Genomic DNA, 14,605 nt, shown 5'->3' on the forward strand with positions numbered 1-14,605 from the left:
GCGGGTCACGCCATTCCGGCGGTGAGCTCCTCTTCACGCGCCGCGTCGGCGTCGAGATCGCGCAGGAGGCGTCGGACGCGTGCCGCGGCGAGGAGGGTCAGCGCCGCCGCGGCCGCCGCCACGAGCATCGCGGCGACTGCGCGGGACGGCTTCGTGGTGCACAGCATCTCCTCCCAGGGTAGACGGATCGCCATCATCCCCGGTGAGCGCCGGTCGCTGCGCGTTCATCCGGAATCCCGCACGGCGGAGGCCGCCTCGCGGATCGGCGCGCGTCGCGCGGAGAACCACACGTATGCCCCGGCGACGACGACGGCTCCACTCGCGCCGAGTGCCCACCAGGGGAAGCCGGGGATGTCGGGGCGCTGGCCGGCGGCATCCAGATCCCGTACGGGGGTGGGGAGGATGCGCTCGCCGGTCACCAGGATCCGGTGGGTGTTGATCCCCAGGGGCGTGCACGTGACGAGCGTCACCAGGTCGACGCCGCGTTGCGGATAGAGCGTCTCGGTCTGGTCGGGCGAGACGACCTGGGTCTCGGTGACCTCGTAGGTGAGCACCTCGCCGAACGTCTCGATCGTGAAGGTGTCGCCGACGACGACCCTGTCGAGGTTGGTGAACAGCTCGGCGTCGGCGAGACCGCGATGTCCCGTCAGCACGGAGTGCGTGCTGGCGCCGCCGACCGGAAGTGCGGTGCCCTCGAGATGGCCCACGCCCTTCGCGAGGGTGGCGTCGCTGGTGCCGTGCGAGATCGGCAGGTCGACGCCGATGGAGGGGATCTTGATGCGCGCCATGAGGCCCGTCTCGTCCGCGCGCAGCAGCCGCGATCGAGGATGCCGCGCGGCGCCGCTCGGGTGCGGCCTTTCCGGAACCGTAGGGAGTGGAGGATGGCGGCGAGCGGAACCGGGGAATTACGCCCGCCACCATCCGGTCAGGAAGCCGTCACCGCGGTGACGGCGGGGTGCCCGCGGTCGTCACGGTGGTGACGTTGGTGACGTTGGTGAGCGTCGAAGCATCGCTTCGCATTTTGGTGCCCCCAAGGCATCACCACAGAGGACAGCCCCAAACCCGTTGCGCCCCCACGGCGCACGGGCTCTGCCCCCAGATGTGTCTTCCTTCGAGCGCCTACCGGCAACTTCGGGTAACCGGTCTCGCATCGAACGACGACGGTCCGAACGTACGGTGCATTCGCGCGAATTCACACTCATCTACCGGATTAATGCGAAAACACAGCAGATCCTGAGACTCGGTTTCACGTGAGACGGGTCGGAAATCGCCCTTTTGTCCCCCAAAGGGCCGACAAAGAACGCGGTTTCGCGGGAAAAGTCCTCATTCTGTCCCCCAAAAGGCCGACAGACAGACGGCGACGACCCCGAATAAGATTCTCGTGCCCGAACAGGTCCCCAAGGCTCGCTCTGGCATTCACGGCCCCCGGAAACTCCCCAAGTTTCATTCGGGGGCCGTGCCCTTTCTCTGACCGGGTTCTTTCCGGGGTGTGGTTCGTTCCGGGGTGTGGTTCGTTCCTGGGCGGAGGCTCGCTCGCGTGGCGGGCCTTGTTTCGCGCTCGCGCTCACGCTTGCGTCCGCACTTCCGCGCTCTCGTGCCCGCGCGTGTGAACACCGCTCACGCGACAGCGACGTCGAATCGTGCTCGTCCGCCGAGGCGTGGACTGCGGTCGGAGGAAACGCGCGCAGGCGGAATGAACCACACCTTGGCACGTGTGCCGGTTCCGTCGATGCGGATGTCCCAGCCGTTGTCATGGATGCGGTGATGGCAGGCGGTGCAGAGCAGCACGCCGTTTGAGAGGTCAGTGGGTCCGGCATCCCTCGCCCACCATCTCAGATGATGGGCTTTGGAATGCGATGGGGGAGCGTTGCACATCGCACAACCGCCGTCGCGTTCCACGAGAGCGAGTCGTTGGGCACGGGTGAACAGGCGCTTTTCACGACCCCAGTCGAGAATCTCACTGTCGGCGCCGAGCACGCACGAGATGATACCGCCGCCGGCGGCCATGCGTCGCGCGGTGGCGACCGACACCGGCGCCGCGACGCCGTCGATGGTGGCGTAGCCGGTGCCGTCTACGAGATCGGCGTGGTCGATCCGCACGATGACGGTTGCACCTTCGAGCGGCAGATCGCGCTGCGTGCAACCGAGGGCATGCTCGGCCAGCTGCGAGAGTGCTCGAGCCTGGAGCTGGGGAATGGTGAGGGCCGCGGCATCCGGAATGCTCGCGTCGCGTTGCGCACGCAGCCTCTCGGCGACGATCGCCTCGAGCGCGATCTTGACGGGCGCGCCGAGTTCGGGGCACAGCTTGCCGTTGATGACGATCATGCCGGTGCGGTCTTCGTAGAGGTGCAGCGTGGTTTCGGTTCGCATCTCGTCTTCGCGCGGTGCGATGTCGTCGGGATCGAGCCACGCCTCGGCGCGCGTGATCAGCCGAGCGAACTGGTCGGCCGCGAGCCCAGGCGCCTTTTCGACCAGCATCTGCTCGGCCCGTTCTATCGCGAGCTGGCCGGCTCGAAACGCCACCTTGTCGAGCAGGGTGATGATCGCGCTCGAGGCACCGGCGCCTATCCGGCCGGCGGCGAGGGCATCGGCGACGAACGGGTGCCGCGCCGGTGTCGGCTCGCCGGTGAGGGTGGTGCGTGGTGCCGTCGCGTCGCCCACCTTCACCAGCCGCGAGGCATCACCCGGTGTCGATCCGCTGACCGAGGCGATGAGGGCCGTTGGGTTGCGGTACCCCTGCTGCTTGGCCAGGCTGTCGGCGCCGAGCTCAGGGCGCGACTGCCGCGCGATCTCCGACGCGATCCTGGCGCGTGAGGCGTCGAGCAGGCGCTGTGCCTCGGCCAGGCGCTCGTTCAACTGAATCAGAACTGCAGGCGCGAGCGAGTCGACGGCCGCTCCGCCCCACATCGCACGCGCCGCGGCTACCGCCGAGGTGAGGGGTGCGAGCTGATCCATCATGCTTCCAAGCTAGCGATGAGTTGCGATCTTCTTCGAAGATGTGTTCGATCTGTGGAGAAGTTCCTGACACGTCGGGACCGCGATCGCCGTCACCGTCCTGCCGCGCTCGTGACCGATGGACTCCTCGATCGGCGCGGGCACGAGCCGGACGCAGATGCGTCCGCGTTGAAGTCCGTTGTCGACTTCCGGGGTTGTCCGTGGAATAAGTCCGCTCGCTCTAGCAGTTCGCCGGAAAGCGCGCCGTAGCGTGGCACGACCCTGGAGGAGTACTCTGCTCGCAAGTCGGCCTGGGGAATCGTCGGCGAGGGGTGTGCGCTGACCACGGGGGCAGTCGACGTGGATGCCGCGCCGGATGGCCGTCGGCGGGGCGGCCAGTGCCGATTTGGGGGCTGACGTGGCCATTGAGACGATCGTGACTGCCGACGCCGAGCCGGCGTCCGTTGCACAGGGGGGAACTCTCACTCTCACCGCGGTGCTGAAGGAGAACGGTGCCGCGCGTGCGCACCCTCGCTGGAAGTGGGAGCGCAGAGCAGGCGCGGAGGATTTCGCCGTGGAGCACGTCGGCGAGTCGACCTATACCGTGCCGACGACGACAGCCGGTGCGTGGGATTATCGCGCGACGGCAGTGGGGGCGACGGATGCCGCGATCCCAGGCGCCGAAGCGGGCGGCACCATCCGCGTGACGGTGACGGGCTCGTCGGAGCCGGGGAACACCCCCGCGGCGCCCACGACACCATTGGTGTTCAAGCCGTGGTTCGCGATCATCACGTTCGTCGTCATCATCGGCCTGCTCGTCGCATTCGCGTGGTTCTCGGGGCTCTTCGACCTCGAGGTCGTGCTCGGCGAGAAGCCGAGTGAGACCGACCCCCGGGCTGCCCTGGCCGCGAAGGTGATCGGGCCCATTCTGGTGATCGCCGCGGCGCTGATCGCGTTCGGTACATGGATGGTCGCCGTGGAGTGGCGTGGCGCCTTCCAGGCAGCCAAGACGCAATCGACTCCGAAGGGCCACCCGCTGACGGAGGCGCTCAACGTGCTCAAGGATCTGAAGGGTGCGAATCTTCTCGTGATCGGCGGCATCGCGGTGATCTTCGCGGTGGCGTGGATGGTCAGCGCGACGGTGTCGAGCGATGCCCCGGAGCCGGCTCCGTCGCAGTCACCGTCGTCCCCCGCAACCGGCAGCGACCCGCAGGAACCCGGCGACGACCCGCAGAACCCGGATCCGCAGGACCCTGACCCGCAGGCGCCAGGTGGCGACCCGCCGACAGAGCCGAGTGGCGACCCGAACGAGATCAACGGCTGGCCCGACCACGTCGGTCCCACCGGCCGGGGCGCGGTCGTGGTGCTGGTCGCGGAGGCGTGAGCCATGGTCTCGCGCGCGCTGCTCGTCGGCGTTCCGATCACCGACGTGCCTGACCTGCCTCCGCTCGATGGCGCTCCTCACGACGTGCGTCGTATCGCCGGAGTGCTGACGGGCCGAGGATTCGATGAGATCGAGATGCATCCCGAGGGCCTCGACGTTGCGCCGTTCAAGAAGCGCTTGTTCGATCTGCGGGCTCGCACGACGGACAACGACATGGCTCTCGTGTACTTCAGCGGTCATGGCTTTCGCCTGCCGACCCACGATCGGGCAGAAGCCGACGGTCATGACGAGTGCCTCGTCCTCAGCGACGACGTGCTGGCGGACAACTGGTTTCGGGCGGCCCTCTGGACGCCCGCCATTCACGGTCGCTGGATCACCTGTGCCGATACCTGCTTCGGCGCGACGGCCTTCCTCGAGTACAACCTGCTCCGAGCTGATGAACGTCGAGACGGCGGCGAAGCGGTCCACATGGCTGCCGAGCTGGATGTCGTGACCGTTCCCATCGACATCCTCGGCACCGCCGTCACGGTCGATGTGCCGGTGGAGGTCGTCGATGTGCACGCGCTCAGGCAGACCGGAATCGCCCGGGTGTCGCTCGCAGCGGCCGGCGAAGGCGAGTCCGCCCAGCAGACCACGCAAGGGCGGCTGATCTCGAGTTGGTACACCGATCGCATCGTGGAGACGATCGAGGCCGATCCGGCCACCACATACGCCACACTCTGGACGCAGCTGCAGCGCCGCTGGGCAGTGGATCGACTCTCGTTTCATGATCCCCTCGGAGAACCGTGGATGTCGAGTTCGGATGCGGCACGCAGCATGCTCAGCGCGCCGGCCTTCGCCGCACTGGACTTCCGGCCGTGAGTTCTCGCGCATCTGGCAATTCCCTGGCAAGGACTCCCGCTCGGGCTCGCTGAGGCGTATTCTGTCGCGCACGGCCGGTGTCGCTCGCCACCCGACGAGTGCAGCCGACCGGACTGGGGAAAGACAATGGCTGGTCTTACTGTCGACGTTGCGCGCACCCGAACACCACATGCGCGCAAGAGCGAACCGCTCGACAGGGCGGAAACAAGGGGATTCTGGGATGCACTGCTCTGGGGAGCCGCGCTCGAAACCTGTGCCGAATGCGGTGCGGAGGTGACGGCGAGTCATGCCTATCGGCAATCCGCCACACAGGTGTACTGCTCGCTCGAGCACGCTCGGCGCGATCTCGAGGAGTGAGGCGCGCCAGATCGGCACCGGCATCCGTCTGCCTGCGACGTGCCCGATGATGGAGGCGTGAGCTTACTCCCGGCACCGCTGTACGAGCAGATCGAGAAGTCGATTCCGATCGCGTGCGTCGACTTCGTGCCGCTGCGGCGCACCTCGACGATCGAAGTCGGACTGATTGAGCGGGAGTCACCGTTCGGTGTCGTCTGGTGCCATCTCGGGGGCCGGATCCTGCGCGGTGAGACGGTGGCGCAGGCGCTTCGGCGCCATGCCGTCGACACGCTGGACGTCGAGCTGGATCTGCCGGCAGATCCGCAGCCTGACTACGTCTACCAGTGGTTCCCACCGGCAGTAGCGCCGAACGACGGCACTCCGCACGGGGATGACCCTCGCAAACAGGCGATCGGGCTCTCGTTCATCGTCGAAATGGTCGGCGAACCGCGTCCTCGCAACGAGGCGCTCGGTTTCGACTATTTCGCGCTGGACTCCCTGCCGCAGCCGCTCTGGCCGGGCACGGAGTATCTCGTGCGCACGATGCTCGAGCGCCGGCGGGGTGCTTCGGCGGACGCCACAGGCCGGTAGTGCGACCTGCTCAGATCGCGTAGTCGCCGATCCACCAGTCGGCGATGCGGGCGAGTTGCGCTGCGGCATCCTGATGCGCAGCCCGTTCGCGCCACCGCAAGAATCCGGCTTCGTCGACGAAGGTCGCCTCCTCCACGAGGACCACACCCTTGCGGGCATCGAGCGATCGCTCGACGCGCCATTCGATGATCTCCGGGAAGACGCCGAGGGCGCGCAGGCCTGCCTGCGCGCCCTCGATGTCGTCTTCGGCCACGCCGTCGCGAATGCGGAACAGCACGATGTGGCGGAATGTCACCCTTACTCCCGCAGCGTGCCTACGTGATCGCGATACCAGGCGACCGTGCGGTCGAGGCCGTCCTGCAGGGAGATCTTCGCCGTCCATCCAGCCTCGGCGAGCTTGGAGACATCGAGCAGCTTCTGCGGAGTGCCGTCCGGCTTCGTGGTGTCCCACTCGGTCTCGCCGGCGAAGCCGACGACGTGGCCGATGGTCTCCGCGATCTCGCGGATCGTGACATCGCTGCCGGTGCCGACATTCACCTGGTCGGGTCCGTCGTAGTGCTCCATCAGGTGCAGCACGGCGTCGGCCATGTCGTCGGCGTGCAGGAACTCGCGCCGCGGCGTACCGGTGCCCCAGTTCGTGACGCTCGCCGCTCCTGATGCCGCAGCTTCGTCATAGCGGCGGATGAGCGCCGGCAGCACGTGCGACCCCTTCGGGGAGAAGTTGTCGTTCGGACCGTAGAGGTTGGTCGGCATGGCCGAGATCCAGGGCAGGCCGTATTGGCGCCGGACCGCCTGAGTCTGCAGGATGCCGGCGATCTTCGCGATCGCGTATGCGTCGTTGGTCTCTTCGAGGTGCCCCGTGAGCAGCGAATCCTCGCGGATCGGCTGCTCGGCGAACTTGGGATAGATGCACGACGAGCCCAGGAACGTCACGCGCTCGACGTCGTTCGCGAGCGCGGCATCCAGAACGTTCACCTGGATGCGCATGTTGTCGCTGAGGAAGTCGACCGGGAAGGTGCTGTTGGCGAGGATGCCGCCCACCTTCGCCGCAGCGAGCACGACATACGTGGGCTTGACCTCGGACATGTAGGCGAAGACGGCATCGCGGTCTTTCAGATCGAGTTCCGCGGAGGACTTGCCGACGATGTTCTCGAATCCGGATGCCTCGAGCTTGCGCACGATGGCCGACCCGACGAGTCCGCGATGCCCCGCGACGTAGAACGTCGCGTCGCGATCGAGTTCACCCGGTGTATAGGTCACTCCGTCGACGGCGGTCGTCATCGCGCGACCAGTGTCGGCTCGGAGGTCCACGAGGCGAGATCGACGGTGTCGATCCACTCGGAGCCCTTCTCCAGCGCCTCGATGTCGGCGTCGACCATCAGCTTCGCCAGCTCGTTGCCGTGGATCGTGGGCGTCCAGCCGAGCTTGTCTCCGGCCTTGGTCGGGTCGCCGATAAGGGCGTCGACCTCGGTGGGGCGCAGGTAGCGCTCGTCGAACTTGACGAACTCGTGCCAGTCGAGGCCCACGTGTCCGAACGACGTCTCGAGGAAGTCGCGGATCGTGATGCCGACGCCGGTCGCGAGCACGAAGTCTTCCGGCTCGTCGACCTGCAGCATGCGCCACATGCCTTCGACATACTCGGCGGCGTAGCCCCAGTCGCGGATCGAGTCGAGGTTGCCGAGGTAGATGTCCTTCTGCAGACCAGCCTTGATGCGAGCAACGGCGCGCGTGATCTTGCGCGTCACGAACGTCTCGCCGCGACGAGGCGACTCGTGGTTGAAGAGGATGCCGTTGACCGCGAACATGTCGTAGGCCTCGCGGTAGTTCTTGGTGATCCAGTAGCTGTACAGCTTCGCCGCGGCATACGGAGAACGCGGGTAGAAGGGCGTCGTCTCGCTCTGCGGCGGGGGAGTGGCGCCGTACAGTTCCGAGGTCGACGCCTGGTAGAAGCGCGTGTGGATCCCCGAGAGACGCACGGCCTCGAGCAGGCGGATCGTTCCCGTGCCGGTGGTGTCGGCGGTGTGCTCGGGCTCGTCGAACGAGACGCGCACGTGTGACTGCGCGGCGAGGTTGTAGACCTCGTCGGGGTTGATCTCGGCCATCAGCGTGACGAGGCGGGCGCCATCGCTCAGGTCTCCGTAGTGGAGGAAGAGCTTGGCGCTCGGGTCGTGCGGGTCGACGTAGAGGTGGTCGATGCGGTGGGTGTTGAAGGTCGACGCCCGGCGGATCAGGCCGTGGACCTCGTAGCCCTTCGCGAGCAGCAGCTCAGCGAGGTACGAGCCGTCCTGACCGGTGATTCCGGTGATGAGTGCGCGCTTGGTCATTGGTGCCGTTTCTCTCGTGCTGGATCAGCGCGTGGGGACGCTGACTGTGACGGCCTCACCCTGGGTGATGAGATTCGTCAACATCTCGGTGAACTTATCGATCGCCGACTCTTCATCGAGGACGGTGTTGCGGTATTCACGGCCGTTGAGCCCCAGTTGCCGCGCGCGTTCGGGATCTGCGCCCAGCTGGATCGCGGCATCCAGCAAGGCGGCGGGATCACCGGAAGGCACGACCACCCCAGCGTCCGCCGTGCGGACTTCTTCGGCCGTGATCCCGGTGACGTCAGTGGCGGCGAGCACGGGGCGCCCTGCCGAGAAATAGGAGGTGAGCTTGCTCGGCACGGCCATCTCCGACACGCCCGGAAGCTCGTTGACGAGCAGGCAGTCGGCGCTGGCGAGCACCGACGCGAAGTCGGCGTCGTCGAGCGACGGCAAGAACTGCAGAGTGGTCACGTCTTGGCCTGATTCTTCGAGCTGACGGCGCTGGCTTCCGCCGCCTACCAGCACGAATCGTACCGATTCGCGGCGACTCTCTGCGAGGCGCGCTGCCCCGATGACATTGTCGAGGCCCTGCTTGACCCCCATATTGCCGGCGTGGAGCACGACTGTGGTGTCGGCATCCCATCCGAACCGTTCGCGGGTCGCGGCGATGTCGACGTGCGGGGCAGGGGGCAGATGGGTCCAGTTGCGCACGACCGTGATCCGTGCGCGCGGCACCCCGAAGTCTTCGACGACGCGGGTGGCGAAGCGGTCGTGGATGACTACGACCGTGTCGGCGTTGCGCAGCAGCCAGCCCTCGATCGCGGCCATCGCCTTGACAACGATGCCTTTGGCCTGGCCCGTCTCGGAGAGACCGAGCGTGTAGAGGTCCTGCACCCAGACGATCAGTGGGGTCTTGCGGTGTGTGACTTTGGCACGCACGGCAGCCATGCCCGACGAGATCAGAGCCGGCGACACGGCGACGATCGCGTCGGGATGCCGCCACCGGCGTCCGGCGAGACGTGCACCGAAGCTCGCCTCCGAGGCGACGCGCTTGAGCCCGCGCGGGGTGCCCGGGACGTAGTGCTTGAGGCGGGTCACGTCGACTCCGTCGAGATGTTCGCTTCGCGACCACTCGCCGTAACCTGGCCGAACTTTCCAGTCGGGATAATGTGGGTGCGTTGTCAGAACGCGGGTGATGAAGCCTCGGCGAGCTAGGCCCCGAGCCATCGACCCTGTGTACGGCGAGATGCCGGTGGGTTCCGGGGGATAGTTCAGGCCGAGGACCAAGACCTCGTGTGCGCTCGACATGAGGTCGAGCGTATCGGTGACACCGTTTCGAATTGGTTACGCGAAAGGTACGGGTTTGTCTGAACTGCCGGTCATCGCATTGTCGAAGGCGCCTGGGGAGCGCGCCTCTTGGGATCGGCAGACGTGGGTTGTCTACCTCTGGGGCGTCTGCGAATTGCTGTTTGTTACGAACCCGTGGCAGATCAGCTCGGGCCTTCGCGTGAAGGTTCTGAGGCTGTTCGGGGCGGAGATCGCCGAGGGCGTGGTGTTCCGGCCGCGCACCCGCGTGCGGTTCCCGTGGAAGCTCCACATCGGCGCCGACAGCTGGATCGGCGAGGGTGCGTGGTTCCACAATCAGGACCACATCTACATCGGTCACGACGTCGTGATCTCGCAAGAAACTTTCCTCACCACCGGAAGCCACGCTCATCGCCGCGATATGGCGCTGATCACGCGTCCGATCCACATCGAGGACGGCGCGTGGATCACTTCGCGATGCATCGTGCTCGGGGGGTCCCGGGTCGGGCGATCGGCACTTGCCAAGCCGCTGACGGTGATCTCGGGTGACATTCCCGCGAACGCGATCGTCGCAGGCCCCGCCGCAGAGATCGTGGGCGAGCGGTTCATCAGCGAGAAGGCGCCATCGTGAGGATCGCTCACGTCGTGACATACATCTCGGAGGACGGAGCATTCGGTGGACCGGTGGCCGTTGCTGCCGGCCACGCCGAGGAGCTTGCGCGCCGCGGCCACCAGGTGGACCTGCTTGCAGGTTGGGACGGCAAGGCCCGGCTCAGCATTCCGGGCGTCAACGTCGGACTCTTTCGCGCCCGCAAGGTTGCGCCTGGCCTGAGCGGACTGACGTCGATCGGGTTGTTGTCCTACTTGCGCGCTCATGCAGCCGACTATGACGCCATCCACGTGCATATGGGCCGCGACCTGGTCACGCTGCCCGCGGCATTGCTCGCGCTCTCGAAAGGGCGGCGGGTCTTCCTGCAGACGCACGGAATGGTGATGCCCGACAATCGGGCGCTCGCCAAGGCCTTCGACGCTGCGTTGACTCGACGTGCCCTGGGACGAGCCGATTCAGTGTTCGTTCTGACGGACGCGGAGTTCGACGGGGTGACGGCGGTGGCAGGTGAGACCGTGACCCCCGTCATCGCGCGGATCCCGAATGGCGTCGCCACGCGGGGCGTCAGCGCGGAGAGGGACGTGGATCCGCCCGTGGTCCTCTTCCTTGCGCGTCTGCACCCGCGCAAGCGTGTTCTTGCCTTTGCCGAAGCTGCGCGCGAACTCTCGGAAAGCGGGGTTCGCGCGACATTTCGCGTGATCGGGCCGGACGAGGGAGACCTCGCAGCTTTCCTTGCGTACAAGAGCGAACATCGTCTGAATCAACTCGAATACGCCGGAGCCATCGCCTCGGGTGCCGCGGTTGAGGAACTGAGCAAGGCAACGGTCTACGTGCTGCCGAGCTTCGGCGAGGTCTTCCCCATGACCGTGTTGGAGTCGTTCGCAGCGGGAACGCCTGTGATTCTGACGGATGAGTGCGCAATTGCGCCTGACCTGACCGCTCGCGGATGCATCGAGCCGACGACAGGCGAACCGCGCGATATCGCCCGCGCAATCACGCAGCTACTCGATAGCAGCGACCGACGCGCGGCGCTCGTAGAGGCTGCCAACGACGCGCTCACAGATTGGCTCGCGATCGGAGCGGTCGCCGATCGCCTCGAGGAGGCATACGCATGAGAGTCAAGCTGGCTATCACGCAGCCGTATGTCCCGGCATATCGGTTCCCCCTGTGGGACGGAGTCATCGCGACCCTTCAGGACGATGGCATCGATGCGCGCATCTTCTTCGGTGGGGACGCCGAGCAGCTCGCGATTCGCGCCCGGCGCGGCGACGGGGTAGAAGCGCCGTGGGCGGAGCAAGTCGCTGCTCGCACAGTGCAAGTGACCCCGAGGCTTCCGAAGCTGATCTATCGGAGCCTTCCCGCGGAGTGGTCCAACGCTCCGCTCCTCACCGAGATGCAGGGGTCCAATGGCAATGCCTGGTCCGCGCTCGCTCGTCGACGACCGTACGTCACTTTCGGGCACGGCAAGGAATACACGTCGGAACCCGGCCGAGTCTCCGTCGCGCTGGAATCCATGCTGAATCGGCGGGCCACGCACGTGCTGACCTACCTCCCGAGCGGGCGAGACGAGGTACTCCGCCGCACTCGGCTGCAGGACGATGAGGTCACGTCCTTCAACAATTCCACCGATACCCGCGCACTCCGACAAGCGCTCTCGGATGCCACACCAGAAGTCGTCGACGCTTTCCGTGAGCTCCACGGCATACCCGCATCGGCGCGTGTCGCGCTGTTCCTGGGTGCACTCAACGAGCACAAGAGAATCGACTTGCTGGTCGACGCGGCAAGAGAAGTTCTCAGTGGCGATTCGCCCTGGTGGCTGGTCGTCGTGGGCGATGGACCCGAGATGTCTCGAGTTCAGATGCTCGCCCGAGAAACGGGACGCGTAACGCTACTGGGGCAGAGCGCGCCGACTCAATACGCGCCTGCAGCGCGAATCTCAGAAGTCATCATCAATCCTGGGCGGATCGGCCTCGTCGCGGTCGATGCCCTTGCCATGCAGTTGCCCGTGGTGACCACTGATTTCGACCGCCATGCCCCGGAAGCGGAATACCTCGCCGAGGGTACGACGATGTTCACAGCATCCGCAACGCCTGCAGCCCTCGCATCGATGTGGACGAAAGCACACCTCGGAACCGAGATCGACCCGGCTACCGCGCCCAACCTCGAAGTGTCGGTCTCCACAATCTCCTCTGTACTGCGAAAGGTCGTTCTTAGCTGATGCCTCGACCACAAGCGCCAACGGTCTTCCATTACTACGCGCGCTACCTCGTCCATCCCTCCGGCGTAACCGACTCCGTGAACAACTGGGTCGCGGCGCTGGTGGCGAACGGAATCTCTACCCGGATCGTCGCGGCCAAGCCGGCCGTCATCGGCAACGAGTTCGTCGACGCCGAGCGCACGATCACCACCGGCCACCTCGGACGCGGGCGGTCCACGTGGATCCCCCTCGGGCTGCTGAAGACGCTTCGCAAGGGCGATCTGCTCGTCCTGCACGAAGGCTGGGTGATCAGTAACGTCGTCGCCGCGGCGATTGCGAAGCTCCGCAGGGTTCCGTACGTCGTCGTTCCCCATGGCGTCTACGAACGAGGCGTGATCGATGCCACGAAGGACGTGGCGGGTGTCAGGTCGGCCGCGGAACGCTGGGCTCTGCGAAACGCGGCAGCCGTGCACGTCTTCTACGGCGGGGAGACCGACGTCGTCAAGGACCTCGAGCCGGGCACTTCCTCGTTCATGGTGCACCCCAACGGCGCGCCTGTCTCCGACCCGGTGTGGAAGGGCGACGGAGACTTCTATGTCTGGATCGGGCGCTTCGATCCGCATCACAAAGGGCTCGACAATCTCGTGCGTTCATGGTCGCGACTTCCCGAGCCTCGACCAAGGCTCGTCCTCGCCGGCCCGGACTTCCTCGGGGGACGCGATCAGATCGCCGAGCAGATCGCAGCGCTCGGTCTCGACGAGACGATCTCGATCCGCGGACGTGTCTCCGGCGACGAGAAGGCAGATCTCATGCGGGGTGCGCGCGCATACGTCCACCCTTCCCGGTGGGAGTCCTGCAGCATCATGCTCCTGGAAATGCTGGGCGCTGGCGTCCCGTCAGTCGTCTCCAGCAGCATCCACGCCGCAGACGAGCTCGGCCCCTCAGGTGTTGTACTCGTCGCCGACTTCGCCTCCGACAACGGAGGTCTCGCCGAGGCTCTCGAGCAGGCGGATCGAAATACCGCGTTGGGGAACCGCGCTCGAGCGTGGGTGGACGACGAAGGGTCCTGGGCAGCCGTCGGGCCCGACTACGCCTCAGACGTTCACAAAATACAGAGGAGTTACGCATGATCGTTGTGGTCGATCCCGGCGCCGCAACCACCAATCTGGGCGACAAGATCATCGCCGAGGCTGTGGAGAGGGAGCTCATCGCTCCCCTGAGGAACGCGAAGCTCGATGTCCATCGCGTTCCCCTGCACGGGACGCTCACGGACGGTCAGCGCGAGCTGATCGCGCAGGCTGATGATGTCATCGTGAGCGGCACGAATCTCTTGTCGGACCATATGAGGTTTCGCCGTAGCTGGCAGTGGGACCGCAAAGACATCGAGCTGACGGCCGGCAAGCTCACGACGTTCGGCGTCGGCTGGTGGCAGTACCAGCGAAGCGGAATCGATCCGCTGAGCGCGCGCTGGCTGCGAAGCCTGCGCGGCACACATGCCTGGGCAGTCCGAGACGAATACTCGGCCCGACGATTGGGTAAGGCGGGCGTGCATGCTGCTCACACGACGTGCCCGACCCTGTGGTCCTGTTCCACGCAGACTCTTCCCTCGAACGAGCGCCGCGCTGTCGTGACTTTGACCGACTACAACCAGGAGCGCGCGGCTGACGAGCAGCTCGTCCGCGCACTCAATTCGCGATTCGACGAGGTTCTCTACTGGCCGCAGGGCCCCGGAGACGCGGTGTATCTGACCTCGCTCGCCGGCGTTGGTCCGGAGCAGATACTGGCTCCGACACTCGAGGCATTCGATGCCGCACTTCTCGCTGGCGACACCGCGTACGTCGGCCTTCGTCTTCACGGCGGCGTCCGCGCGATCCAGCTCGGCGTACCCTCGCTGATCCTGAGCGTGGACAACCGCGCGAGGGAGATCAGCAAATCAGTCGACCTTGCGGCTCCGTCGCGGTTCGCAGTGAACGAGATCGAGCACGCAATGCGTTCGGGCGAGGAACGAAAGCTTGCGATACCGACTGAGACGATCGACGGTTGGCGTCGAGGATGGACAGGCTAGAACGATGAAACGCGGA

15 protein-coding genes are annotated in these 14,605 nt (G+C 66.0%); 8 read left to right on the plus strand and 7 right to left on the minus strand.

All coding sequences use genetic code 11. The annotated features are described in order from the left end of the window. Nucleotides 1-5: 5 nt before the first annotated feature. The 3 genes from KEC57_RS17815 to KEC57_RS17825 form a co-directional block, all read right to left on the minus strand. On the minus strand, nucleotides 6-167 hold the full coding sequence (locus tag KEC57_RS17815) for a hypothetical protein (RefSeq protein WP_229386049.1): 162 nt from the start codon (nucleotides 165-167) through the stop codon (nucleotides 6-8). Between the two features lie 57 nt (nucleotides 168-224). After that, nucleotides 225-815, minus strand: a complete 591-nt coding sequence (locus KEC57_RS17820; protein ID WP_372457104.1) for a class C sortase — start codon at nucleotides 813-815, stop codon at nucleotides 225-227. 802 nt (nucleotides 816-1,617) lie between these two features. Beyond that, nucleotides 1,618-2,958, minus strand: a complete 1,341-nt coding sequence (locus tag KEC57_RS17825; protein WP_229386050.1) for an HNH endonuclease — start codon at nucleotides 2,956-2,958, stop codon at nucleotides 1,618-1,620. Between the two features lie 394 nt (nucleotides 2,959-3,352). Between KEC57_RS17825 and KEC57_RS17830 the strand changes: the two genes are divergently transcribed. The 3 genes from KEC57_RS17830 to KEC57_RS17840 all read left to right on the plus strand — a co-directional run bounded on the left by KEC57_RS17830 (nucleotide 3,353) and on the right by KEC57_RS17840 (nucleotide 6,106). Further along, nucleotides 3,353-4,318 (plus strand): hypothetical protein, encoded by a 966-nt coding sequence (locus KEC57_RS17830; RefSeq protein ID WP_229386051.1) that lies wholly within the window; start codon nucleotides 3,353-3,355, stop codon nucleotides 4,316-4,318. A gap of 3 nt (nucleotides 4,319-4,321) precedes the next feature. Beyond that, on the plus strand, nucleotides 4,322-5,179 hold the full coding sequence (locus tag KEC57_RS17835; protein WP_229386052.1) for a caspase family protein: 858 nt from the start codon (nucleotides 4,322-4,324) through the stop codon (nucleotides 5,177-5,179). Between the two features lie 414 nt (nucleotides 5,180-5,593). Then, the gene (locus KEC57_RS17840; RefSeq protein WP_229386053.1) at nucleotides 5,594-6,106 is read left to right on the plus strand and encodes a DUF4916 domain-containing protein; all 513 of its coding nucleotides are present in this window, start codon (nucleotides 5,594-5,596) and stop codon (nucleotides 6,104-6,106) included. A 10-nt stretch (nucleotides 6,107-6,116) separates the two neighbouring features. On the opposite strand, the gene KEC57_RS17845 is transcribed toward KEC57_RS17840, so the two are convergent. From KEC57_RS17845 to KEC57_RS17860, 4 genes are read right to left on the minus strand one after another with little or no spacing between them, the layout of a single operon-like run. After that, on the minus strand, nucleotides 6,117-6,401 hold the full coding sequence (locus KEC57_RS17845) for a Dabb family protein (protein WP_229386054.1): 285 nt from the start codon (nucleotides 6,399-6,401) through the stop codon (nucleotides 6,117-6,119). 2 nt (nucleotides 6,402-6,403) lie between these two features. Then, on the minus strand, nucleotides 6,404-7,387 hold the full coding sequence (locus tag KEC57_RS17850; protein ID WP_229386055.1) for a GDP-L-fucose synthase family protein: 984 nt from the start codon (nucleotides 7,385-7,387) through the stop codon (nucleotides 6,404-6,406). After that, a complete protein-coding gene (gene gmd / locus KEC57_RS17855; RefSeq protein ID WP_229386056.1) occupies nucleotides 7,384-8,430 on the minus strand; it encodes a GDP-mannose 4,6-dehydratase in 1,047 nt (348 codons plus the stop codon). Before gmd ends, KEC57_RS17850 begins: the two co-directional genes overlap by 4 nt. A gap of 24 nt (nucleotides 8,431-8,454) precedes the next feature. After that, nucleotides 8,455-9,720, minus strand: a complete 1,266-nt coding sequence (locus KEC57_RS17860; protein WP_229386057.1) for a glycosyltransferase — start codon at nucleotides 9,718-9,720, stop codon at nucleotides 8,455-8,457. Nucleotides 9,721-9,736: 16 nt separating this feature from the next. Between KEC57_RS17860 and KEC57_RS17865 the strand changes: the two genes are divergently transcribed. From KEC57_RS17865 to KEC57_RS17885, 5 genes are read left to right on the plus strand one after another with little or no spacing between them, the layout of a single operon-like run. Continuing rightward, nucleotides 9,737-10,348 (plus strand): LbetaH domain-containing protein, encoded by a 612-nt coding sequence (locus tag KEC57_RS17865; RefSeq protein WP_229386058.1) that lies wholly within the window; start codon nucleotides 9,737-9,739, stop codon nucleotides 10,346-10,348. A gap of 14 nt (nucleotides 10,349-10,362) precedes the next feature. Next, nucleotides 10,363-11,442 carry a glycosyltransferase gene (locus KEC57_RS17870; RefSeq protein WP_229386059.1) on the plus strand — a complete coding sequence of 360 codons (1,080 nt, stop codon included), beginning with the start codon at nucleotides 10,363-10,365 and terminating at the stop codon, nucleotides 11,440-11,442. Then, a complete protein-coding gene (locus tag KEC57_RS17875) occupies nucleotides 11,439-12,545 on the plus strand; it encodes a glycosyltransferase (protein WP_229386060.1) in 1,107 nt (368 codons plus the stop codon). The genes KEC57_RS17870 and KEC57_RS17875 overlap by 4 nt, the downstream gene beginning before the upstream one ends. Then, on the plus strand, nucleotides 12,545-13,654 hold the full coding sequence (locus KEC57_RS17880; protein WP_229386061.1) for a glycosyltransferase: 1,110 nt from the start codon (nucleotides 12,545-12,547) through the stop codon (nucleotides 13,652-13,654). Before KEC57_RS17875 ends, KEC57_RS17880 begins: the two co-directional genes overlap by 1 nt. Beyond that, on the plus strand, nucleotides 13,651-14,589 hold the full coding sequence (locus KEC57_RS17885) for a polysaccharide pyruvyl transferase family protein (protein ID WP_229386062.1): 939 nt from the start codon (nucleotides 13,651-13,653) through the stop codon (nucleotides 14,587-14,589). The genes KEC57_RS17880 and KEC57_RS17885 overlap by 4 nt, the downstream gene beginning before the upstream one ends. Nucleotides 14,590-14,605: the final 16 nt, after the last annotated feature.

This window comes from Microbacterium allomyrinae, assembly GCF_020682705.1.
Lineage (GTDB): Bacteria > Actinomycetota > Actinomycetes > Actinomycetales > Microbacteriaceae > Microbacterium > Microbacterium allomyrinae.

Coding starts and splice junctions, on each gene's coding strand:
- KEC57_RS17815 (WP_229386049.1), bottom strand. CDS start 167: ATGCTGTGCACCACGAAGCCGTCCCGCGCAGTCGCCGCGATGCTCGTG.
- KEC57_RS17825 (WP_229386050.1), bottom strand. CDS start 2,958: ATGATGGATCAGCTCGCACCCCTCACCTCGGCGGTAGCCGCGGCGCGT.
- KEC57_RS17835 (WP_229386052.1), top strand. CDS start 4,322: ATGGTCTCGCGCGCGCTGCTCGTCGGCGTTCCGATCACCGACGTGCCT.
- KEC57_RS17850 (WP_229386055.1), bottom strand. CDS start 7,387: ATGACGACCGCCGTCGACGGAGTGACCTATACACCGGGTGAACTCGAT.
- gmd (WP_229386056.1), bottom strand. CDS start 8,430: ATGACCAAGCGCGCACTCATCACCGGAATCACCGGTCAGGACGGCTCG.
- KEC57_RS17860 (WP_229386057.1), bottom strand. CDS start 9,720: ATGTCGAGCGCACACGAGGTCTTGGTCCTCGGCCTGAACTATCCCCCG.
- KEC57_RS17875 (WP_229386060.1), top strand. CDS start 11,439: ATGAGAGTCAAGCTGGCTATCACGCAGCCGTATGTCCCGGCATATCGG.
- KEC57_RS17880 (WP_229386061.1), top strand. CDS start 12,545: ATGCCTCGACCACAAGCGCCAACGGTCTTCCATTACTACGCGCGCTAC.
- KEC57_RS17885 (WP_229386062.1), top strand. CDS start 13,651: ATGATCGTTGTGGTCGATCCCGGCGCCGCAACCACCAATCTGGGCGAC.